General features: G+C 71.0%; 22 protein-coding genes. 16 read left to right on the forward strand and 6 right to left on the reverse strand.

Annotated elements, in window-relative coordinates:
• Positions 1–83 precede the first annotated feature (83 nt).
• Positions 84–1067 (forward strand): porphobilinogen synthase, encoded by a 984-nt coding sequence (hemB, locus tag VLF38_RS11545; protein ID WP_325271408.1) that lies wholly within the window; start codon positions 84–86, stop codon positions 1065–1067.
• A 293-nt stretch (positions 1068–1360) separates the two neighbouring features.
• Here hemB and VLF38_RS11550 read toward each other — a convergent pair whose 3' ends face one another.
• On the reverse strand, positions 1361–2590 hold the full coding sequence (locus tag VLF38_RS11550) for a lytic murein transglycosylase (RefSeq protein WP_325271409.1): 1230 nt from the start codon (positions 2588–2590) through the stop codon (positions 1361–1363).
• Positions 2591–2801: 211 nt separating this feature from the next.
• Here VLF38_RS11550 and hemL point away from each other — a divergent pair, with 211 nt between their 5' ends.
• The 6 genes from hemL to ccsB are packed head-to-tail and all read left to right on the forward strand — an operon-like array spanning position 2802 to position 8660.
• Positions 2802–4136: a glutamate-1-semialdehyde 2,1-aminomutase gene (gene hemL / locus VLF38_RS11555; protein ID WP_325271410.1), complete on the forward strand. Its 1335-nt coding sequence runs from the start codon at positions 2802–2804 to the stop codon at positions 4134–4136.
• Between the two features lie 23 nt (positions 4137–4159).
• On the forward strand, positions 4160–4807 hold the full coding sequence (locus VLF38_RS11560) for a histidine phosphatase family protein (protein ID WP_325271453.1): 648 nt from the start codon (positions 4160–4162) through the stop codon (positions 4805–4807).
• Entirely contained in the window at positions 4804–5367 is a 564-nt protein-coding gene (locus VLF38_RS11565; protein ID WP_325271411.1) for a TlpA disulfide reductase family protein, read from the forward strand. The genes VLF38_RS11560 and VLF38_RS11565 overlap by 4 nt, the downstream gene beginning before the upstream one ends.
• Positions 5364–6137, forward strand: coding sequence for a cytochrome c biogenesis CcdA family protein (locus VLF38_RS11570; protein ID WP_325271412.1), 774 nt, complete (start codon positions 5364–5366; stop codon positions 6135–6137). The genes VLF38_RS11565 and VLF38_RS11570 overlap by 4 nt, the downstream gene beginning before the upstream one ends.
• Positions 6138–6144: 7 nt before the next feature.
• Entirely contained in the window at positions 6145–7794 is a 1650-nt protein-coding gene (resB, locus tag VLF38_RS11575) for a cytochrome c biogenesis protein ResB (RefSeq protein WP_325271454.1), read from the forward strand.
• Positions 7791–8660 (forward strand): c-type cytochrome biogenesis protein CcsB, encoded by an 870-nt coding sequence (ccsB, locus tag VLF38_RS11580; RefSeq protein WP_325271413.1) that lies wholly within the window; start codon positions 7791–7793, stop codon positions 8658–8660. The genes resB and ccsB overlap by 4 nt, the downstream gene beginning before the upstream one ends.
• 174 nt (positions 8661–8834) lie before the next feature.
• Here the strand turns inward: ccsB and VLF38_RS11585 are convergent, their stop codons facing one another.
• Entirely contained in the window at positions 8835–10130 is a 1296-nt protein-coding gene (locus tag VLF38_RS11585) for a Glu/Leu/Phe/Val dehydrogenase dimerization domain-containing protein (RefSeq protein ID WP_325271414.1), read from the reverse strand.
• 93 nt (positions 10131–10223) lie between these two features.
• Complete coding sequence (locus VLF38_RS11590; protein ID WP_325271415.1) at positions 10224–10736, reverse strand: Lrp/AsnC family transcriptional regulator; 513 nt, start codon at positions 10734–10736, stop codon at positions 10224–10226.
• Between the two features lie 151 nt (positions 10737–10887).
• On the opposite strand from VLF38_RS11590, the gene hppD reads away from it, so the two are divergent.
• From hppD to VLF38_RS11625, 7 genes are read left to right on the forward strand one after another with little or no spacing between them, the layout of a single operon-like run.
• The gene (hppD, locus tag VLF38_RS11595; RefSeq protein ID WP_325271416.1) at positions 10888–12105 is read left to right on the forward strand and encodes a 4-hydroxyphenylpyruvate dioxygenase; all 1218 of its coding nucleotides are present in this window, start codon (positions 10888–10890) and stop codon (positions 12103–12105) included.
• Positions 12105–13343, forward strand: a complete 1239-nt coding sequence (locus VLF38_RS11600; RefSeq protein WP_325271417.1) for a homogentisate 1,2-dioxygenase — start codon at positions 12105–12107, stop codon at positions 13341–13343. The genes hppD and VLF38_RS11600 overlap by 1 nt, the downstream gene beginning before the upstream one ends.
• On the forward strand, positions 13340–14137 hold the full coding sequence (locus VLF38_RS11605) for a hypothetical protein (protein ID WP_325271418.1): 798 nt from the start codon (positions 13340–13342) through the stop codon (positions 14135–14137). Before VLF38_RS11600 ends, VLF38_RS11605 begins: the two co-directional genes overlap by 4 nt.
• The gene (gene fahA / locus VLF38_RS11610; RefSeq protein ID WP_325271419.1) at positions 14134–15333 is read left to right on the forward strand and encodes a fumarylacetoacetase; all 1200 of its coding nucleotides are present in this window, start codon (positions 14134–14136) and stop codon (positions 15331–15333) included. The genes VLF38_RS11605 and fahA overlap by 4 nt, the downstream gene beginning before the upstream one ends.
• The gene (locus tag VLF38_RS11615) at positions 15333–16139 is read left to right on the forward strand and encodes a CoA transferase subunit A (protein ID WP_325271420.1); all 807 of its coding nucleotides are present in this window, start codon (positions 15333–15335) and stop codon (positions 16137–16139) included. Before fahA ends, VLF38_RS11615 begins: the two co-directional genes overlap by 1 nt.
• A complete protein-coding gene (locus VLF38_RS11620; RefSeq protein WP_325271421.1) occupies positions 16126–16851 on the forward strand; it encodes a CoA transferase subunit B in 726 nt (241 codons plus the stop codon). The genes VLF38_RS11615 and VLF38_RS11620 overlap by 14 nt, the downstream gene beginning before the upstream one ends.
• On the forward strand, positions 16844–17737 hold the full coding sequence (locus VLF38_RS11625) for a phenylalanine 4-monooxygenase (RefSeq protein ID WP_325271422.1): 894 nt from the start codon (positions 16844–16846) through the stop codon (positions 17735–17737). The genes VLF38_RS11620 and VLF38_RS11625 overlap by 8 nt, the downstream gene beginning before the upstream one ends.
• Positions 17738–17739: 2 nt before the next feature.
• Here the strand turns inward: VLF38_RS11625 and VLF38_RS11630 are convergent, their stop codons facing one another.
• Positions 17740–17970, reverse strand: a complete 231-nt coding sequence (locus VLF38_RS11630) for a hypothetical protein (protein WP_325271423.1) — start codon at positions 17968–17970, stop codon at positions 17740–17742.
• A 57-nt stretch (positions 17971–18027) separates the two neighbouring features.
• Between VLF38_RS11630 and VLF38_RS11635 the strand changes: the two genes are divergently transcribed.
• Together VLF38_RS11635 and VLF38_RS11640 are read left to right on the forward strand one after the other, a co-directional pair.
• Positions 18028–18297 carry a DUF4229 domain-containing protein gene (locus VLF38_RS11635; RefSeq protein ID WP_325271424.1) on the forward strand — a complete coding sequence of 90 codons (270 nt, stop codon included), beginning with the start codon at positions 18028–18030 and terminating at the stop codon, positions 18295–18297.
• Entirely contained in the window at positions 18297–19343 is a 1047-nt protein-coding gene (locus VLF38_RS11640) for a PLP-dependent cysteine synthase family protein (RefSeq protein WP_325271425.1), read from the forward strand. The genes VLF38_RS11635 and VLF38_RS11640 overlap by 1 nt, the downstream gene beginning before the upstream one ends.
• 97 nt (positions 19344–19440) lie before the next feature.
• Here the strand turns inward: VLF38_RS11640 and VLF38_RS11645 are convergent, their stop codons facing one another.
• Positions 19441–20355 carry a 1,4-dihydroxy-2-naphthoate polyprenyltransferase gene (locus tag VLF38_RS11645; RefSeq protein WP_325271426.1) on the reverse strand — a complete coding sequence of 305 codons (915 nt, stop codon included), beginning with the start codon at positions 20353–20355 and terminating at the stop codon, positions 19441–19443.
• A gap of 10 nt (positions 20356–20365) precedes the next feature.
• On the reverse strand, positions 20366–20821 hold the full coding sequence (locus tag VLF38_RS11650; RefSeq protein WP_325271427.1) for a GNAT family N-acetyltransferase: 456 nt from the start codon (positions 20819–20821) through the stop codon (positions 20366–20368).
• Between the last annotated feature and the right edge of the window lie 35 nt (positions 20822–20856).

Genomic DNA, 20856 nt, shown 5'->3' on the forward strand with positions numbered 1-20856 from the left:
CTGCAGGAATCTGCAGGTTCGCGCCGCCTCAGCGCGTTGCGGGTGCAGGTTCGCGCCGCCTCGGCGAGTGAGAGGATGACGCCATGACCGACCCGCTTGGCCCCGTCGTCCGCCCGCGCCGTCTCCGTCGTACGCCGGCCCTGCGGCGCCTGGTCGCGGAGACGTCGCTCGAGGCGCGCCAGCTGATCCTGCCGGCGTTCGTGCGCGAGGGCATCGCGGAGCCGCAGGCGATCTCGTCGATGCCCGGCGTCGTCCAGCACACCCGCGACAGCCTGAAGCGGGCAGCGGCCGAGGCGGCCGAGCTGGGCCTGGGCGGCATCATGCTCTTCGGCGTGCCGGAGTCGAAGGACGCGGCCGGCACCGGGGCGGTCGACCCCGACGGCATCCTCAACGTCGCGATCGCCGACGTGAAGGCCGAGGTCGGCGACGCACTGCCGGTCATGGCCGACCTCTGCCTCGACGAGTTCACCGACCACGGCCACTGCGGCGTGCTCACCGCCGCCGGCACGGTCGACAACGACCTCACCCTCGCGGTGTACGCCGAGATGGCACGCGCGCAGGCTGCCGCCGGCGTCGACGTGGTCGGTCCCAGCGGGATGATGGATGGCCAGGTCGCGGTCATCCGCGAGGCGCTCGACCTGGTCGGGTCCTCCGACGTGGCGATCCTGGCCTACTCGGCGAAGTACGCCTCCGCCTTCTACGGCCCCTTCCGCGAGGCGGTCGACTCCTCGCTTGAGGGTGACCGGAAGTCCTACCAGCAGGACTCCGGCAACGTCATCGAGGGCGTCCGCGAGGCGCTGCTCGACGTCGCCGAGGGGGCCGACCTGGTGATGGTGAAGCCCGCGCTCGCCTACCTCGACGTGATCCGTGCGGTGAGGGAGGCCGTCGACGTCCCCGTCGCGGCGTACAACATCTCGGGGGAGTACTCCATGGTGGAGGCCGCCGCCGCCAACGGCTGGATCGACCGCGAGGCCGCGATCATCGAGACGCTGCTCTCGATCCGGCGCGCGGGCGCCGACGTCGTGCTGACCTACTGGGCCGCCGAGGCTGCGCGCCTGCTGCGCTGACTCCGGCCTGCGCCGGAGCATAGGGCCGAAGCCGACAGGCTCGGGCGGTGACCCGGCTCCGGCGGCAGGCGTCGACGTGGCTCAGGGCAGCACGGGCGCCCTCGGATGACGTACACCCGAGGCGTTGTGGGTGCCTCATGCCGCGCGCCCGGGTGCTGTGACGCCCGCAGGTGTACGTCGTGTGGGGGGCGACGTGTGGCCCGGTCACCTCTGGCGGTGAGCACAGCAGGGTCCGGGAACGACGAACGGCCCCGGTTCCCTCGCGGGAGCCGGGGCCGTTGATGCCCGTCAGGTCACTGACCCGGGTAGCCGAGCCGCGTCATGCACTGGTTGTAGAACGTCGCGTAGTCGTTGACGAGCGGCGTCGTGAGGTTCTTCGTGGTCGCCTCGGTGGTGCAGAGGGTCCTGGCGACCGTGAGCGTGACGGCCTTGGTGGTGTCCTCGACGACCTTGGTGGTGTCCTCGATGATCTTCTCGATCGGCTTCGTCACGGTCTCGCTGCCACCGCCACCACCGAGCGGCGGGTTGCTGGGCGTCGGGGTCGGCGTCGGGGTCGGGGTCGGGGTGCCCGTGCCGCCGTCGTCGCCCGGGGGCGTGTACGTGCCGCACGTCCCGGTGCAGTCGGTCTTGCCCTCGTCGCGCTTGCCGGTGCCGGGCTTGTAGACGCCGCCCGTGCCACCGCCGCCGCCGTACGACGCGTAGGAGCTCGGCGGGCTGAAGGTGTAGGCCGAGGTGATGTAGTTGGGCACTGCGGTGTAGTTGCCCTCGAGGTAGGCGTCGCGGACGCGCAGGACGAGGTCGACGTAGTCGTTGGAGTGGTTGTAGCGGAAGACCGAGGCGCGGCGGCCGGCCTCGCTGCCGAGGTCGTCGGTGCCGGAGCAGAGGTAGACAGCGGAGGCCAGTGCGGCGTCGTCGATGTCCTGGGGGTTGCGCTTGCCGTCGCCGTCGGCGTCGACGCCGACGCGCGACCAGGTCTGGGGGATGAACTGCATGGCGCCGACGGCGCGGTCCCAGACCTTGTCGTTGTCGTAGAGGCCGCCGTCGGTGTCGGAGATGGCCTGGGTGTTGTTGGTGCCGTTGAGCGCGATGCCGTAGATGCCCGGGTGGGACACGCCCTTGGTGTCGAGGGTGTTGCCGCCGTAGCGGCCGTGGTCGGACTCGACGCGGCCGATGGCGGCGATGAGAGCCCAGTCGATGTGGCAGGACTTGTCGGCGTCGTTGATGACCTGCTCGGCGCGCTGGTAGGCAGCCAGGGCGGCGGTCGGGATGCCGTTGGTGGAGGCAGCGGCGATGATCTTGTCGCCGTCTGCGGCGGTCAGGCCGAGGCCGACCTGACCGGGTGCGGTGTAGCTGGCGGGGTCCTGGAGGCTCTCGATCGGCACCTGGGAGCCGTCGGGGAGGCTGGTGTCACTCGCCGTGGTGCCGCTGACGCCGGCGAGGCTGGCGGTCCAGGCGGTCGACAGCAGAGCCAGCGGGACCAGAGCGGTGGCCTTCTGGATCTTGCCGAAACGCGGTGCAGACATGCTGTTGGTTCTCCCCAAATCGAGTGAGATGCGCTGCCGGTCCCTCCCCGGCGGCCCCTCACAGGCTGTGGCGCAGATTACCTCGCCAGTGAGGAAACGTGCGATCCGCACAAGTATGACGCGCACGTAACAGATTTTTTGCTGAGAATCCGGAATCGACACACGGGCGGCGTTCGCGGGCCCTTCGCGCGTCAGCGAGAATGGCGCGGTGATGAGCCCCAGCATCCTGCAGACCGAGACCTCGGCCGCCCTCTTCGAGCGCGCCCGCGCGGTGACCCCCGGCGGTGTGAACTCACCCGTCCGCGCGTTCAACGCCGTCGGCGGCACGCCGCGCTTCGTCCGGTCCGCGCAGGGCGCCTGGCTCACCGACGTCGACGGCAACGAGTACGTCGACCTGATCTGCTCGTGGGGCCCGATGCTGCTCGGCCACGCCCACCCGGAGGTGCAGGCAGCGGTCGCCGAGGCGGTCGCGCGCGGCACGTCGTACGGCACCCCGACGGTGCCCGAGGTGGAGCTCGCGGAGGAGATCGTCGCGCGCACGGCGGTCGAGAAGGTCCGTTTCGTCAGCAGTGGCACCGAGGCCACGATGTCGGCGATCCGGCTCGCGCGCGGGTTCACCGGCCGCGAGATCGTCATCAAGTTCGCGGGCTGTTACCACGGCCACGTCGACGCCCTGCTGGCCTCCGCCGGCTCCGGCCTCGCCACCCTCGCCGTCCCGGGTACGCCTGGCGTGCCTGCGAGCAGCGCCGGCCTGACCATCGTGCTGCCCTACAACGACAAGGTCGCGGTGGCTGCCGCGTTCGCGGAGTACGGCGACCGCATCGCGTGCCTCATCACCGAGGCCAGTCCCGGCAACATGGGTGTCGTCCCGCCGGCGCCCGGCTTCAACGCCTTCCTGGCGCAGATCTGTCGGGAGAACGGTGCCCTCTTCATCAGCGACGAGGTGATGACCGGCTTCCGTGCGAGCAAGCAGGGGCAGTGGGGCCTCGACGGCGCGGTGGAGGGCTGGGTCCCCGACCTGACGACGTTCGGCAAGGTGATGGGCGGCGGCTTCCCGGCCGCGGCGTTCGGCGGTCGCGCCGACGTGATGGCCCACCTCAGCCCGGAGGGGCCCGTCTACCAGGCCGGCACGCTGGCCGGTAATCCCATCGCCACCACCGCAGGTCTCGCCACGCTCCGCCTGGCGACCGACGAGGTCTACGACCACATCGGCAACGCTGCAGAGACGATCAAGGACGCTGTCGCTGCCGCGCTCGCCAAGGAGGGCGTCCCGCACGTCATCCAGGCCAGCGGCACGATGTTCTCGGTCTTCTTCAAGGACGCGGCGGTCACCAACTTCGCCGAGGCCTCGGAGCAGGACCTGCCGGCGTACACCGCGTTCTTCCACTCCATGCTCGACCAGGGCGTCTACCTGCCGCCCTCGGCGTACGAGGCGTGGTTCCTGTCGTCGGCCCACGACGACCGGGCGGTCCAGCAGGTGCTGGACGCCCTCCCGGCCGCGGCCTCAGCCGCTGCCTCGACCACCACCAAGGGAGTCACCGCGTGAGCGACAAGACCACCGTCCACCTGATGCGGCACGGCGAGGTCCACAACCCGGAGGGCATCCTCTACGGCCGCCGCCCGGGCTACCACCTCTCCACGCGGGGCCAGCAGATGGCACAGGTCGTCGCCGAGGCGATCAAGGACCGCGACATCACGCACCTGCGGGTCTCGCCGCTGGAGCGCGCGCAGGAGACCGCCGCGCCCCTCGCCAAGCTCACCGGGCTCGAGATCGTCACCGACGACCGGGTCCTCGAGTCGACCAACCACTTCGAGGGCAAGCGGTTCGCCAAGGGTGACAACGCGCTGCGCGACCCGCGCCTGTGGCTCAAGCTCTACAACCCGCTCAAGCCCTCCTGGGGCGAGCCGTACGCCGAGATCGCCGCGCGCATGATGGCCGCGGTCCACGACGCCCGCGAGGCCGCGCGTGGCCACGAGGCCGTGATCGTGTCGCACCAGCTGCCGATCTGGACCACCCGCATGCACGTCGAGAAGCGGTCGATGCTCCACGACCCGCGCAAGCGCCAGTGCACGCTCTGCTCGCTGACCTCGCTCAACTTCACCGGCGACAAGCTCACCTCGGTCACCTATTCCGAGCCCGCCGGCCACCTGATCCCGGCCGGTGACAAGAACGCGCCGTTCTCGGCCGGTGACGCCCCCGAGGACCTGCGGCCTTGATCCGTCGTCCCGTCGCGGCGCTGGCCGCCCTCGTCGCTGTGCTCTCACTCGGAGCGTGCAGCGGCCTCGGGGCGACCAGCAACAACTCGACCGCCACGGGGGGCGGCGTCTACACGTCGATCCCCGTCAGCGAGCGCGACGAGCCCGTCGCCTTCACCGGGAAGACGTGGGACGGCGAGACGATCGACATCGCCGACTACCGGGGCAAGGTCGTGGTGATCAACCTCTGGGGCAACTGGTGCGGCCCGTGCCACGAGGAGATGCCCGACATCGTCGCTGCGGAGAAGCAGCTGCGCGGCCAGCCGGTCGCCTTCCTCGGCCTCAACGAGCGTGACAACGCGGCGAGTGCTGCGTCGTTCGAGCGGAAGTACGAGGTGACCTGGCCCTCGATCGCCGACGAGGGCGGGCGGGCCCTGCTCGCCTTCCGCGGGGTGCTGCCGCCCAACTCGACGCCGTCGACCCTGATCCTCGATGCCGAGGGGCGCGTCGCCGTCCGCATCGGCGGCGTCGTGCCGAGCACGCTCACCCTCACCGGGCTCGTCGAGGACACCCTGGCGTGAGCGACTACTTCCAGGACGCCGTGATGAGCGGCTCTCTCGTGCTGGCGCTGCCCGTCGCGCTGCTCGCCGGACTCATCTCGTTCTTCTCGCCCTGCTGCCTGCCGCTCCTGCCGGGCTACCTCTCCTACGCGACAGGTCTCTCCGGCGCGGAGATCGCCTCCGGCGGCGGCGTACGACGGGGCCGGATGTTCCTCGGGTCGCTGCTCTTCGTGCTCGGGTTCTCCGCGGTCTTCGTGCCGTTGGGTGCCACGGTCGGTGCGCTGGGCGACCTGGGCACGCAGATCAACACCAACCGCCGGCTGCTCACCGTCGTGCTCGGCAGCGTGGTGATCGTCCTGGGCCTCTTCTTCGCCGGCCTGCTCCGGGTGCCGTTCCTCCAGCGCGACGTGCGGGTGCACCGCCTGCCCGCCGTCGGTCTCGGCGCCGCGCCGCTGGTCGGCCTCCTCTTCGGCCTCGGCTGGACGCCGTGCATCGGCCCGACCCTCGGTTCGATCATCGCGCTCGGCTTCGACGAGGCCAACGCCTACCGTGGTGCGCTGCTGGCCGGTGTCTTCGCGTTCGGCCTGGGAGTTCCGTTCCTGCTCGCCGGCCTGGCCTACGAGCGGGCGACCCGCGCCTTCGGCTGGCTGCGCCAGCACCAGACCCTGCTGATGCGCGCCGGCGGACTGATGCTCGTCGCGGTCGGCCTGGCGATGGTCACCGGCTGGTGGGACGTGGCGATCCAGTGGACCCAGGTCCGCCTGATCGAGCAGTTCGGATCGGGAGCCTGACGTGGTGATGATCAAGAAGGGCGCCTCCCCGGAGGAGCCCCGGAAGGGGTCTCCCGCTCAGCGCGACGAGCAGGGTCCCGCGCAGGGCAACGAGCGCCTTCCCGGTGAGCTGACCGCCCGCGAGCTGCTCCGCTGGGCCTGGCGCCAGCTCACCTCGATGCGCACGGCGCTCGTGCTGCTCCTCCTGCTCGCGCTCGCCGCGATCCCGGGATCGGTGATCCCGCAGACCTCGGTCGACTCCTTCGCGGTCTCGGAGTGGAAGGACGACCACACCACGCTGGCGCCGATCTACGAGAAGCTCGGCATGTTCGAGGTCTTCTCGTCGGTCTGGTTCTCCGCGATCTACGTGCTGCTGGCGATCTCGCTGGTGGGCTGCATCCTGCCGCGGACGCGGGTCTACTGGCGCGGCCTCCGCGCCGCCCCGCCGACCGCGCCGCGCAACCTGACCCGCCTGCCGGACTCCGCGGCGTACACGACCGGCGAGACGCCCGAGGTGGTGCTGGACCGCGCCCGGATGCTGCTGAAGAAGAAGCGCTACCGGGTCGTCAGCGGCGGCGGCGCGGTGTCGGCCGAGCGGGGCTACCTGCGCGAGGCAGGCAACCTGCTCTTCCACATCGCCGTGCTCGTCGTGTTGGCCGGCTTCGCGATCGGGTCGCTGTGGGGCTACAAGGGCGGCGTGATCGTGGTCGAGGACGGCAGCTTCTCCAACACCCCGACGCAGTACGACGACTTCACGCCCGGCCAGCTCACCCGTGCCGGTGCGCTCGACAGCTTCACCTTCCGCGTCGACGACTTCGACATCGAGTGGCTCTACAGCGGCCCGCGCAAGGGCATGGCCCGCAAGTTCGTCGCCGGCCTCACGTGGTGGGACGAGAAGGGCACGGAGTCGACGTACGACCTCCGCGTCAACCACCCGCTGAACATCGGCGGCACCGACGTCTTCCTCATCGGCCACGGCTACGCGCCGGTCATCACGGTGCGCGACGGCAACGGCGACGTCGCCTACAGCGGACCCACGCCGTTCCTTCCGGAGAACCAGCAGACCTTCCAGTCGTACGGCGTGATCAAGGTGCCGACCGCGCAGCCGAAGCAGATCGGGCTCGACGGGCTCTTCCTGCCGACGTACAACGAGGACCCGATGAACTTCGGGTCGATCCTGGGCGATGACAAGAACCCCTTCATCACCCTGCGCGCGTACGTCGGCGACCTGGGCCTCGGCGAGGGGAAGCCGCAGTCGGTCTATGCGCTCGACACCTCGAAGATGAAGGCGCTCGCGCGCGAGGACGGCGGGATGTTCCGCGTCGACCTGCACGTGGGCGAGTCCGTCGACCTGCCCGGTGCGAACGGCTCGGTGACCTTCGAGGGGGTCAAGCCGTGGGTGCGGGTCGAGGTCGCGAAGAAGCCCGGCACCTGGCTCGCCCTCGGCGGTGCAATCGTCGCCCTCGTCGGCCTCTGCGGCTCGCTCTACATCCGGCCGCGCCGGCTCTGGGTGCGCGCGGTGCGCTCGGCCTCGGGCGAGACCCTGGTCGAGGTCGCGGGGCTCGACCGGTCGGCGCGCAGCGACCTCGCGGACGACCTGACTGCTTTCGTGGCTGCCCTGCAGGGGGCTGCAACTGACGTGACTGCCGGTGCTGCCGGCGTACAGGAGGACCAGTGACGGACCAGGCGTGGGACACGCTCAGCATCCAGGCGGTCAGCGCGGCGGGTGTCGTGTACTTCCTCGCACTGCTGGCCTACTCGGCCCAGTGGGCGGCCCGTCGTGGGGCCGCCACGGAGGAGGGGTCTCCGCGTGCTGATGTCTTCGGGCGCTTCGCCTTCCTGCTGACGGTGGTGGCCGCGGGGGTGCACCTGCTGGCGCTCGTCGCGCGTGGCCTCGCCGCCGACCCGAACCGCGTGCCGTGGGGCAACATGTACGAGTTCACGTTGACTGCCGCGCTCGTCGTTACGGTGGTGACGCTGCTCTTCTTCCGGCGCTGGAACCTCGCCTTCCTCGGGCCGTGGGCGGTCGGCCTGGTGATGGTCGTGCTGATGCTCGACGTGGTCTGGCTCTACGAGCCGATGGCGCCGCTGACGGAGGCGCTCTCCTCGCCGTGGCTCGTGATCCACGTGATCGCCGCGATCGTCGCGACCGGCGTCTTCACGCTCGGCGGACTGGTCTCGATCCTCTACCTGGTGCGCGCCTCGGGACGGCTCTCGTCCCTGCCGGCGGCCGAGGTGCTCGACCGGATCTCGTACCGGCTGCATGCGTTCGGCTTCCCGATCTGGACCTTCGCCGTGCTGATCGCCGGCCCGATCTGGGCCCATCAGGCCTGGTCGCGCTACTGGGGCTGGGACCCGAAGGAGGTCTGGGCTTTCATCACCTGGGTCGTCTACGCGGCGTACCTCCACGCCCGCGCGACCGCCGGGTGGAAGGGGCGCGCGGCCGCGATCGTCGCGCTGGTTGGCCTGGCGACGCTCTGGTTCAACTTCATCGGGATCAACTTCTTCTTCGGCGGATCCTCGGTGCACTCGTACTCGAAGTGACCTGACCGCCTCTGGGGTATCGCGCGTGCACGCTCGGCCGCGCCGGGCGGGCCACCAACCCGCATGTGTGACGTTGTGGCGGCCCGTGCGAGTCCGTGACGGACGAGAAGTTCGCATGTGCGAAGTCGTGCATGGTCAGGGCAGGGTCGGGTGTGCGGGACTGGTGGGCGGAGGTCAGGCGGTCTGCGTGAGCGGTACGTCGGGGCGCGCGACCAGCTGCTCGAGGGCGATCTCGAACGCCGTGCTGGCGATGCCGGTGGCCTCGGGGGAGCGGGACCTGCACGCGGCCAGGGCGTCGCGGATCGTGGCGGAGACGTCGCCGAAGATCGCCCCGTCCGTCACCGCGCCGCTGCCGTCCATGAGCATCGCGAAGGTGCGCGCCATCCCGCAGTTGGCGATGAAGTCGGGGATCACCGCGACGTTCCGGTCGGCGTGCTCGTAGGTGGGGCCATAGAAGATCTCGTCGTCGGCGAAGGGCACGTTGGCGCCGCACGAGACGACCTCGAGGCCGCCGGCGATCATCGCGTCGACCTGGGCGCGCGTCACGAGGCGTGAGGCCGCGCACGGCAGGAAGACCGCTGCGCCCATCGACCAGATCGCGGCGTCGACCTCCTCGAACGGGAGCAGGTCGGGTGCGACGAGCTCATTGCCGCGACGGCCGGCATAGAGCGAGGCCACCCGCTCCGGGCTCAGCCCCTCAGGAGCCAGCAGGCCGCCGCTGCGGTCGATGATCCCGACGATCCGCGCCCCCATCCGGGAGAGGTAGTACGCCGCGGTCGCGCCGACGGTGCCCCACCCCTGCACGATCGCCGGCTTGCCCGCCAGGCCACCGCCGTACAGGTCGTAGTGGTGGCGGACCGCCTCGGCGACGCCCCAGCCGGTGACCAGGTCCGCGACGGTGGGTACGCCGTGGGGGCCGGCCGGCGGTGCATATGCCGGGTCGGTGACCTCCTTGGCGACGCCGGCGCGGAGGTGTCCGACGCGCTGGATCCGCTCGAAGCCCTCGGCGTGGAAGTGGCCGGTGACGATGCCCTCCTGGGGGTGCCACAGGCCGTTGGCCTCGGTCATCGGCACGACCTCGGAGGCCTCGTCGACATTGAGGTCGCCGCCGGTGCCGTAGTAGGCCTTGAGCAGGGGAGCGGCCGCGGCGAACCACCGGCGCAGCACGCCCTCCTTGCGCGGGTCGGCGGGGTCGAAGGCGATGCCGCTCTTGGCGCCGCCGATCGGCGGCCCGGCGACGGTGAACTTGACCTCCATCGTCTTCGCGAGCGACTCGACCTCGCGGCGGTTGAGGCCGGGGCGCATCCGCGTGCCTCCGCCGGCGGCACCGCCGCGCAGCGAGTTGATCACCATCCAGCCGGTGGCATCGGTCTCGGGGTCGTGCCATTCGAAGACGACCTCGGGAGGGGTGTGCTCGAAGCGGGCCAGCAGGTCCTTCATGCGCTCACCGTGCGCGCTGGCTGTGGTCACGTGCAACATCCGCACAGCAACATGAACGTCAAGCCAACTTCCGGCCAGCGAAGCGGCATCTGCGCTAGGCAGGATGACTAGTGGAGGACCGTTCTACGCCTGACGTGGATAGCGCGGCGCGCGTGACGGCTTCGCCTCGACGGTCTGCAGCAGCGGGAGGGCCCGCGGCTTCACGATGCTGGAGAGGACGACGATGCTGCTCGACCGGGCGACGTAGCGGGAGCGGGCGATCTGGATCAGTGTCTGCTGCAGGTCCTCGTGCGACGCCGCAGCCACCCGGCAGAGGATGTCGTTCTCTCCCGTCGTCGCCCAGGCCTCGATCACGCCGGGGATCGCAGCGAGCTCCTCGGCCACCGAGTCCAGCTCGCCCTGCGCGATGTGCAGCTGGACGAAGCACTGGACGCCGAAGCCCGCTGCGGCCACGTCGATCTGGGGCTGCCAGCCGGCGATCACGCCGGCGTCCTCGAGCTTCTTCAGGCGGGCCTGCACGGTCGCGCGCGCGACCTTGATCCGCCGCGACGTCTCGAGCACCCCGATCTGCGGCGCCTCGTGCAGGGAGGTGAGCAGGGCCAGGTCGATCTCGTCGAGCTCGATGCTCCGTTGCATGCTGCTCCTTGGTGGTCAGGTTGCCTAGTTGATCTGAGGAAATCATGGACCAAAGGTGCAGCGTGGCCAACAAGAACTGGTGCTGTTGCCGAGCCCGTCAGGCCGGAGTTTGATCGAGGAGACCCGGGTCACAGTCCTCGAAGGAGTCCGCATGTCCCCGCACGACGTCCTCACGGAGGCCGAGCAGCGCGCCGGCCTCGACCTGGCGCAGCTGCGCCAGCTCGTCGGCCTCGTGGAGTACGACGAGACGCAGGACCCGTTCCCCATCACGGGCTGGGACGCGATCGTCTTCGTCGTGGGCAACGCGACCCAGGCCTCGGCGTACTTCCAGAACGTCTGGGGCATGGAGCTCGAGGCGTACGCCGGACCGGAGACGGGCGTGCGCGACCACAAGTCGTTCGTCCTGCGCTCGGGCTCGATCCGCTTCGTGCTGCAGGGTGCGGTCACCGCGACCAGCCCGCTGGTGGACCACCACGCGCGCCACGGTGACGGCGTCGTCGACATCGCGCTCGAGGTGCCCGACGTCGACCGCTGCATCGCCCAGGCCCGTGCGGCGGGCGCCACCGTCCTCGAGGACGCCCATGACCTGACCGACGAGCACGGCACGGTCCGGGTCGGGGCGATCGCGACGTACGGCGAGACCCGGCACACGCTCGTCCAGCGCGAGGTCGACGGGGTCCGCTACACCGGCGCCTACCTGCCGGGGTTCGTCGCAGCCGGCCCCGCCCGCCACCAGCAGGAGCGCAAGGAGCGGCGGCTCTTCCAGGCGCTCGACCACATCGTCGGCAACGTCGAGCTCGGCCGGATGGACGAGTGGGTCGGCTTCTACAACCGGGTCATGGGCTTCGTGAACATGGCGGAGTTCATCGGCGACGACATCGCCACCGACTACTCCGCCCTCATGTCGAAGGTCGTGGCGAGTGGCAATCACCGGGTGAAGTTCCCGCTCAACGAGCCGGCTCCCGCGAAGCGGAAGAGCCAGATCGACGAGTACCTCGAGTTCTACGGCGGCCCCGGTGCGCAGCACCTCGCCCTTGCCACTGGCGACATCCTGCGGACCGTCGACGTGCTGCGGTCGCGCGGCGTGGAGTTCCTGGACACCCCCGACGCCTACTACGACGACCCGGAGCTGCGTGCCCGGATCGGCGAGGTGCGGGTCCCCGTGGCGGAGCTGAAGAAGCGCGGGATCCTCGTGGACCGCGACGAGGACGGCTACCTGCTGCAGATCTTCACCGAGCCCCTCGGCGACCGGCCGACGGTCTTCTTCGAGCTGATCGAGCGCCACGGCTCCCTCGGCTTCGGCAAGGGCAACTTCAAGGCGCTCTTCGAGTCCATCGAGCGCGAGCAGGAGCGACGGGGGAACCTCTGATGCCCCACTACAGGTCGGTCGGCGACGTCCCTCCGAAGCGCCACACCCAGCACCGGGGTCCCGATGGCGAGCTCCTCTTCGAGGAGCTGATGGGGGAGGAGGGCTTCTCCTCGGACTCCTCGCTGCTCTACCACCGCTTCATCCCCTCCGCCGTCGCCGCCAGCAGGGTCTGGGAGCTGCCCGACCAGGCGCTGACGCCCAACCACCCGCTGCTCCCGCGCCACCTCTCCACGCACGCGCTCTCCTTCGACGAGGGCACCGACGCCGTCACCGGCCGGCGGCTCCTGCTCGGCAACGCCGACGTCCGCATCTCGTACGTCGTGGCCGACGCGACGAGCCCGCTGTACCGCAACGGCATCGGCGACGAGTGCCTCTTCGTCGAGGACGGCTCGGGTGTGCTGGAGACCGTCTTCGGCGACCTCGCCTTCGGCCCGGGTGACTACCTGGTCGTGCCCCGCGCGACGACGCACCGGATCGTCCCGGACGGCCCGGCACGGATCTACGCCATCGAGGGCAACTCCCACATCACCCCGCCGAAGCGCTACCTGAGCCGCTTCGGCCAGCTGCTGGAGCACGCCCCGTACTGCGAGAGGGACCTGCGCGGGCCGGTCTGGCACAACCCCGAGCCGAGCTCGGACGGGGCCGGCGACGACGGCTTCGACGTACTCATCAAGCATCGCGTGTCCGGCCTGCCGGGCGGCATCGGCGGCACGGTCCACACGCTGCCGCACCACCCCTTCGACGTGGCCGGATGGGACGGCTGCCTCTACCCGTACGCCTTCAACGTCGCCGACTTCATGCCGATCACCGGCAAGGTGCACCAGCCGCCGCCGGTGCACCAGGTCTTCGAGGGCGTCAACTTCGTGATCTGCAACTTCGTGCCGCGCAAGGTCGACTACCACCCACTGTCGATCCCGGTGCCGTACTACCACTCCAACGTCGACTCCGACGAGGTGATGTTCTACGTCGCCGGTGACTACGAGGCGCGCAAGGGCAGCGGGATCGCGCAGGGGTCGATCACGCTCCACCCGGGTGGTCACCCGCACGGCCCACAGCCGGGCGCCTACGAGCGCTCGATCGGCGCCGAGTTCTTCGACGAGCTCGCGGTCATGGTGGACACCTTCCGCCCGATCGACCTCGGCGAGGCCGGTCGCGCGAGCGACGACGGGGTCTACGCGTCCTCGTGGTCCCGCGGCGACCGCGGAGACGGGGCGGTCACCGAGGAGGGGGCCGGATGAGCGGGCTCTCCCCCTTCCTCCTCGTCGGGCTCCTCGACGACGCGGCGATCTTCCCGCCGGGCAATGCGCCGTTGGCGGTCGCGGTGGCCGAGCACGCCGTCCACCGGCACCGTCCGTACGCCGCCGCGCTGGGCCCGCTCGTCGTCCGTGGCGCCGACCTCCCCGGAGCCGGCGCCACCGAGGTCGCCGTGGTGACCGGGCTGGACGAGGCCCATGCCGCGGTCGCTGCGGCGGGATCCCGCCTCCGGTCGCTCGAAGTGAGCCTCCCCGCGCACGCGACGGCCGACGAGGTGCGGGCGCTCGCCTCGCTCGGCGTGGAGGTCTTCGTCGAGGTGCCGCGTGACGCCCGGCGGACGTCGGTGATCCGGGAGCTCGCGACAGCCGGACTGTCGGCCAAGTTCCGCACCGGCGGGTTGAGCGCCGACCTCTTCCCGACCATCCCCGAGCTCGCGGCGGCGATCGAGCTGGCCGTCGGCGCCGGCGTCGCGTTCAAGGCGACCGCCGGGCTCCACCACGCCGTGCGTCACACCGATCCCGCGACCGGCTTCGAGCACCACGGGTTCCTCAACCTGATGCTCGCCACCGCCCGGGCGCAGGCCGGCCGGCCGCTGGGTGACATCGCCGCTGCACTGGCGTCGCGAGACGACGGCGCGGTGGCGCGCGCCGCGCTCGAGCTGACGCCCGACGTGCGCACGGCGTTCCGCTCCTTCGGCACCTGCTCGATCCGCGAACCCCTCGACGAGCTGGCCCGGCTCGACCTGCTGCCCCACGCCTGGAAGGAAGGCGCCGCATGAGGCTCTCCGTCAGTGCCGACGACCGCTTCGGCCTCCACAACCTCCCGTACGGCGTCTACCGCGTCGCCGGCAGCTCGCCGCGCGTGGCGACCCGGGTGGGGGAGCACGTGGTCGACCTGGCGCTGTTGCTGGGCGACGAGGTCTTCGCGCAGCCCTCGCTCAACGCGTTCATGGCGCAGGGGCCATCGCGGTGGGCGTCGGTGCGCGAGGCCCTCGCTGACGCGCTCGCCGGCGACGTCGACCCCGCCGCCGTGCATCGCCTGGCAGACGTCCGGCTCGAGATGCCGTTCGAGGTCGCGGACTACGTCGACTTCTACGCCTCCGAGCACCACGCCTCCAACCTGGGCCGGCTCTTCCGCCCGGAGGCGCCCGACCCGCTGACGCCCAACTGGAAGCACCTGCCGATCGGCTACCACGGACGCTCAGCCTCGATCGTCGTCTCGGGCACCGACGTGGTGCGGCCGTGTGGCCAGCGGCTGCCTCCGGGGGAGTCGGCGCCTGTCTTCGGGCCCTCGGTGCGGCTCGACCTGGAGGCCGAGCTCGGGTTCGTCGTGGGCACCGGGTCGTCCATCGGCGAGGTGATCGCGGTCGATGAGGCCGAGGAGCACCTCTTCGGCGTGGTCCTCTTCAACGACTGGTCCGCGCGCGACATCCAGGCCTGGGAGTACGTCCCACTCGGGCCGTTCCTCGGCAAGTCGTTCGCCTCCACGGCGTCACCGTGGGTGGTGCCGATGGCAGCGCTCGAGGGCGCGCGCGTGCCGGTCCCGGCCCAGGAGCCCGGGCCGTTGCCCTACCTCGAGATGGAGCGGCCGTGGGGGCTCGACATCGCCCTCGAGGTCGTGATCAACGGCGAGGTCGTCAGCTGCCCGCCGTACGCCGCGACGTACTGGTCGCCGGCGCAGATGCTCGCCCACCTGACCGTCAACGGCGCGCCGACGCGCACCGGCGACCTCTTCGCGAGCGGCACGGTCTCGGGTCCGGACGCCGCACAGCAGGGGTCGCTGATCGAGCTGACGCGTGGTGGCACCGAGCCGATCGTCGTCGGTGGCGAGAAGCGCGGCTTCCTCGAGGACGGCGACGAGGTCGTCCTCCGTGGCGAGGCACGACTGGCCGACGGACGACGCGTCGGCTTCGGCGAGGCGCGCGGCCGGATCCTGCCCGCCCGCGAGCTTGTCGTCGACACGGAGGTGGAGTGATGGACAAGGTGGTCCGGAGCGCGGCTGAGGCCGTCGCCGACATCCCGTCCGGGGCGACGCTGGCCGTGGGCGGCTTCGGCCTCTGCGGCATCCCGGCGGTGCTGGTGCAGGCGCTTCTCGACGCCGGCACCGACGACCTCGAGGTGGTCAGCAACAACGCCGGCGTCGACGACTGGGGCCTCGGGCTGCTGCTCGCCGCCGGCCGGCTGCGGCGCATCGTGGCGTCGTACGTCGGGGAGAACCGTGAGTTCGCCCGCCGCTACCTCGCCGGCGAGCTCGAGGTGGAGCTGACGCCACAGGGCACGCTCGCCGAGCGGCTGCGCGCGGGCGGCAGCGGGATCGCGGCGTTCTACACGCCCGCGGGGGTCGGCACGCTCGTCGCGGACGGCGGGCTGCCCTGGCGGTACGACGCGTCCGGCGCCGTGGTCGTGGCGAGCCCGGCCAAGCAGAGGCAGGTCTTCGGCGGCAAGGAGTACGTGCTGGAGGAGGCCCTCGTCGCCGACTTCTCCCTGGTGCGGGCCTGGCGCGGTGACCGCCACGGCAACCTCGTCTTCAAGGACGCTGCGCGCAACTTCAACCCGCTCGCCGCGATGGCCGGCCGGATCTGTGTCGCGGAGGTCGAGGAGCTGGTCGAGCCCGGCGAGATCGACCCCAACCACGTGCACCTCCCGGGTGTGTATGTGCACAGGGTCGTCCCGCTGACTCCCGCGCAGGCGGCGGAGAAGCGGATCGAGAAGCGGACCACCCTCGTCGGTGGGCAGATAAGCGGTCAGATCAAGGGAGGTGACCGGCGTGTGGACGCGTGAGCAGATGGCGGCGCGGGCTGCAGCGGAGCTGCGCGACGGCGACTACGTCAACCTCGGCATCGGACTGCCGACGCTGGTGCCGAACTTCGTCCCCGACGACGTCGAGATCGTCCTGCAGGCGGAGAACGGCATCCTCGGCGTCGGCCCCTATCCCGACGAGGAGCACGTCGACCCCGACCTGATCAACGCCGGCAAGGAGACCGTGACCGTCCGCCGCGGAGCCGCCTTCTTCGACTCCGCCACGAGCTTCGGGATGATCCGCGCCGGCAAGGTCGACGTCGCCATCCTCGGAGCCATGCAGGTCTCGGTAACCGGGGACATCGCCAACTGGCTGATCCCCGGGAAGATGGTCAAGGGCATGGGCGGGGCGATGGACCTGGTCCACGGCGCCAGCCGCGTGATCGTCCTGATGGAGCACCTGGCCCGCGACGGCGGCTTCAAGATCGTGCATGACTGCTCGCTGCCGCTGACCGGTCGTGCGGTGGTGAAGCGGGTCATCACCGACCTCGGTGTCATCGACGTGGAGCCCGAAGGGCTGGCGCTCGTCGAGCTGGCTCCGGGGGTCACCGAGGAGCAGATCCGGGCGGCCACCGAGCCGCCGCTGTCCGTACGCCGCGTGGAGACGCCGGCGGTGCTGGGCGCCACGGCGGGTGCGGCGGCCGCGCGCCCCGGCGTACAGGCTGTGGAGAACGAGGAGAAGGCCCATGTTTGAGGAGGCGCAGCTCTACTCGCCGGTGACCACCGACGAGGACGGCAACGTGACCGTCCACCTGGTCGAGGGACACCCGGGCGAGAACGACGCGGAGTACCGCCGCCGGCGCAACGAGATCGCTGCCGCCTCGCTGGCCTGGCACCCCGGGCAGCCGGTGCCGCGCATCGCCTACACCGAGACCGAGCACGACGTCTGGCGCACGGTGTGTGAGCACCTGGGGCCGCTCCATGAGCAGTACGCCTGCCGGGCCTTCAACGACGCCGTCGCGGCGCTCGACCTGCCGCGCGACCGGGTGCCCCAGCTCGACGAGGTCTCGGCCGGGCTGCAGCGGCTCACCGGGTTCTCCTACGTGCCGGCGCCGGGGATCGTGCCGCTGGAGGAGTTCTACGGCTCGCTGGCGGACGGGCTCTTCCACTCGACGCAGTACCTGAGGCACCACGCCGCGCCGCTCTACACCCCGGAGCCGGACATCCTCCACGAGGTGATGGGCCACGGGAACCTGCTCGCCGACCCGCAGGTGGCGGAGGTGAACCGGCTGGCGGGCGCCGCTGCCCGCCGGGTGACGACACCGGAGGCGCTGCAGGTCGTCGCGGACGTCTTCTGGTTCACCGTCGAGTTCGGGGTGCTCCACGAGGCGGGGTCACTGAAGGCCTACGGGGCCGGGATCCTCTCGTCCTACGGCGAGATCGAGGAGTTCGGCGCCATGGAGATCCGGCCGATCGACTTCGCCGCGATGGCGACGATCGACTACGACATCACGCACTACCAGCCGGTGCTCTTCGCGGCCGAGTCGTTCGACCACATGGTCGACGCGGTGGGCGGCTTCTTCGCGGCGTGCGACGACGAGACGCCCGCGCGCCTCGGCGTACGGCCGAAGGCGTCGTGAGGTCAGGAGTCGTCGGACTTCGGCGGCTTGCGACGGTTGCGCTGGTTGAGCTTCCAGAGGAAGTCGGGGTCGTCGTCGGGACCGAGCGGACGCTGCGGCGTGGAACCCCGACCCGGCCGCGGGGGACGAAACGGGCCGGGGCGCTTGGTGCCGTTGAGCTGACGGTCCACGAGCATGACGCAGCCGTAGACCACCAGGGCGATGGCCACGACGACGAGCAGGAACTTCAGCACACCTCCAATGTAGACCGGCGTCCCAGCGGTCGAGGGTGGCCGCCTACGCTGTGCTCCGTGAAGGCCTTCGTCGTGTACACCCTGCTCCGCCTGGTCCTCTTCGTCTGCTCGCTGGTGGTCATCCTCGGCGTCTGGAAGCTGGCCCTCGGCGACGACAGCGTCTCCTCCGGAGAGCTCTTCTGGGCGGTCATCGGTGCGTTCCTGATCTCCGGTGTCGCGTCGTACTTCGTGCTCGCGCGCCAGCGCGAGGCGCTCGCCCGCCGGGTCGAGGAGCGTGCGTCGAAGGCGGTCTCGAAGATCGACGAGATGCGGACCCGGGAGGACTGATGTCGCGTGCGTGGGCGGCCGAGGCCGTACGCCGCGTCGAGGCCGACGCGAACCGGTCCGCCGACACGCACCTGCACGTCTTCCCGCTGCCCGCGTCGTGGGGCATCGACCTCTACCTGAAGGACGAGTCGGTCCACCCGACGGGCTCGCTCAAGCACCGTCTGGCCCGCTCGCTGGTGCTCTACGGGCTGGCCAACGGCTGGATCACCCCGGACACCACGCTGGTGGACGCGTCGTCCGGCTCGACGGCGGTCTCCGAGGCGTACTTCGCGCGTCTGCTCGGGCTGCCGTTCGTCGCCGTCATGCCGCGCACGACATCGGTCGAGAAGGTCGAGCTGATCGAGTTCTACGGCGGTCGCTGCCACTTCGTCGACTCTGCCGGGGACGTGTATGACGTCGCGCGCTCGCTGGCGGAGGAGTGCGGCGGCCACTATCTCGACCAGTTCACGTACGCCGAGCGCGCGACCGACTGGCGCGGCAACAACAACATCGCGGAGTCGGTGCTGGACCAGCTCGCGCTGGAGCGGCACCCGGCGCCCACCTGGGTGGTCGTCGGGGCCGGCACCGGCGGCACGTCGGCCACCATCGGCCGCTACCTCCGCTACCGCCAGCTCGACACCCGGCTCTGTGTCGTCGACCCCGAGGGCTCGGCCTTCTTCTCGTCCTGGCAGACGGGTGACCGGTCGGTGACCGCGTGTGGCTCCCGCATCGAGGGCATCGGCCGGCCACGCGTCGAGCCCTCCTTCGTCGCAGGCGTCGTCGACCACATGCTGCAGGTGCCCGACGCCGCCTCGGTCGCTGCGATGCAGTGGTGCTCGCGCGTGCTGGGTCGCCGCGTCGGTGCGTCCACCGGCACGTCGATGTGGGGTGCGCTGCAGCTGATCGCATCGATGCGGGCGGCTGGCGAGGTGGGCTCGGTCGTCACGCTGATCTGCGACGGTGGCGAGCGCTACGCCCACACCTACTACTCCGAGCCCTGGCTCGCCGAGCAGGGCATCGACCCCGCGCCGTACGCCGCGGAGCTGGAGGCCTTGCTCCGCTCCTGACGCGGCGCGAACTTGCGCGTCGAGGTCGCCGAGGCGGCGTGAACCTGCGCGTCGAGGTCGCCGAGGCGGCGCGAACCTGCGCGTCGGAGGCGGCGAGTCAGGCGATGAGCAGGCCGACGAAGACTCCGACCCCGAGGAGCAGCTCGGCGATGCCGGTGGACTGCAGCACGGGGATCAGCGCCGGGCCGGTCGCGCCGGAGACGACGGTGCGGACACCCTTGATCTCCGGCAGCAGGAAGACCAGGCCGAGCAGCGCCCACCAACTGGTGAGGGCGGCCAGCCCGACCAGCGCCGCCAGCGCGAGCGCGGCGAGCGCGGCGTAGAACCCGCGCGTGCGCTCCTCCCCGAGGCGTACGGCGAGGGTCATCTTGCCGGCGACCGTGTCGGTGGGGATGTCACGCAGGTTGTTGGCGACGAGGATCGCGCAGGCCAGTGCGCCGATCGCGGTGCCGGCCAGGAGGGCGGGGAGCAGCCAGTCGTAGCTCGGCCCGCAGGTGTAGCACCGCAGCTGTGGGCCGCCGGTGACCTGCACGAACGTCGTGCCGACCGTGGCGACCAGCCCGAAGAAGACGAAGACCATGACCTCACCGAGGCCGAGGTAGCCGTAGGGCTTCGAGCCACCGGTGTAGAACCACGCGGCGACGACGCACACGAGTCCGACGGCGATCAGCCACCACGCCGTCGTGAGCGCGAGGACGACGCCCGCGAGGCCCGCGACGCCGAAGGCGAGCAGCATCGCACGCTTCACCGCCTGCGGCGTCGCGCGGCGGGAGCCGACCAGGCGCATCGGTCCCACGCGCTCGTCGTCGGTGCCGCGGATGCCGTCGGAGTAGTCGTTGGCGTAGTTGACCGCCACCTGGAGGGCCAGCGAGACGACCAGCGCGAGAGCCGCCTTCCACCAGACCGGCTCGTGGAACCAGGCGGCCACGCCGGTGCCGGCGAGGACAGGAGCGACGGCGGCGGGAAGCGTGCGCGGACGGGCGCCGGCGATCCATTCAGCGGGGGTGGCCATGGGAGGTGATTCAAGCAGGCGGACGGACCATGTCGATGTGCGGGATCCCGGCTTCGTCGTAGATCTCGCCGACCGGCTCGAACCCGTGCCGCCCGTAAAACGCGCGCAGGTGGTTCTGCGCGCCGAGCATGATCGGCTGGCTGGGCCAGAGCTCCTCGCAGGCGACGACTCCCCGGCGTACCAGCTCGGTGCCGGTGCCGCCGCGCGCGTCGCGTGCCACGACGACGCGGCCGAGGTGGGAGGCGCCGTGCTGGTCGGGCTCGAGCACTCGGGCATAGGCGAGGAGTGCGCCGTCGAGCCAGCCGAAGAGGTGGTGGGTCTCGCCGGCGAGGTCGACGCCGTCGATCTCCATCTCCGCAGGGACCTGCTGCTCGTCGACGAAGACGATCCCGCGGAGCCGCAACATCTCGTAGGTCTGCCGGGCGGTCAGCGCGCGGTGGTGCACGAGCTCCCAGGTGAGGTCCATGGCGCCAGTATCCGGGTGGGCCCGACGCGCAGCGA

Source organism: Nocardioides sp. (assembly GCF_035481145.1).
Taxonomy (GTDB): Bacteria; Actinomycetota; Actinomycetes; order Propionibacteriales; family Nocardioidaceae; genus Nocardioides.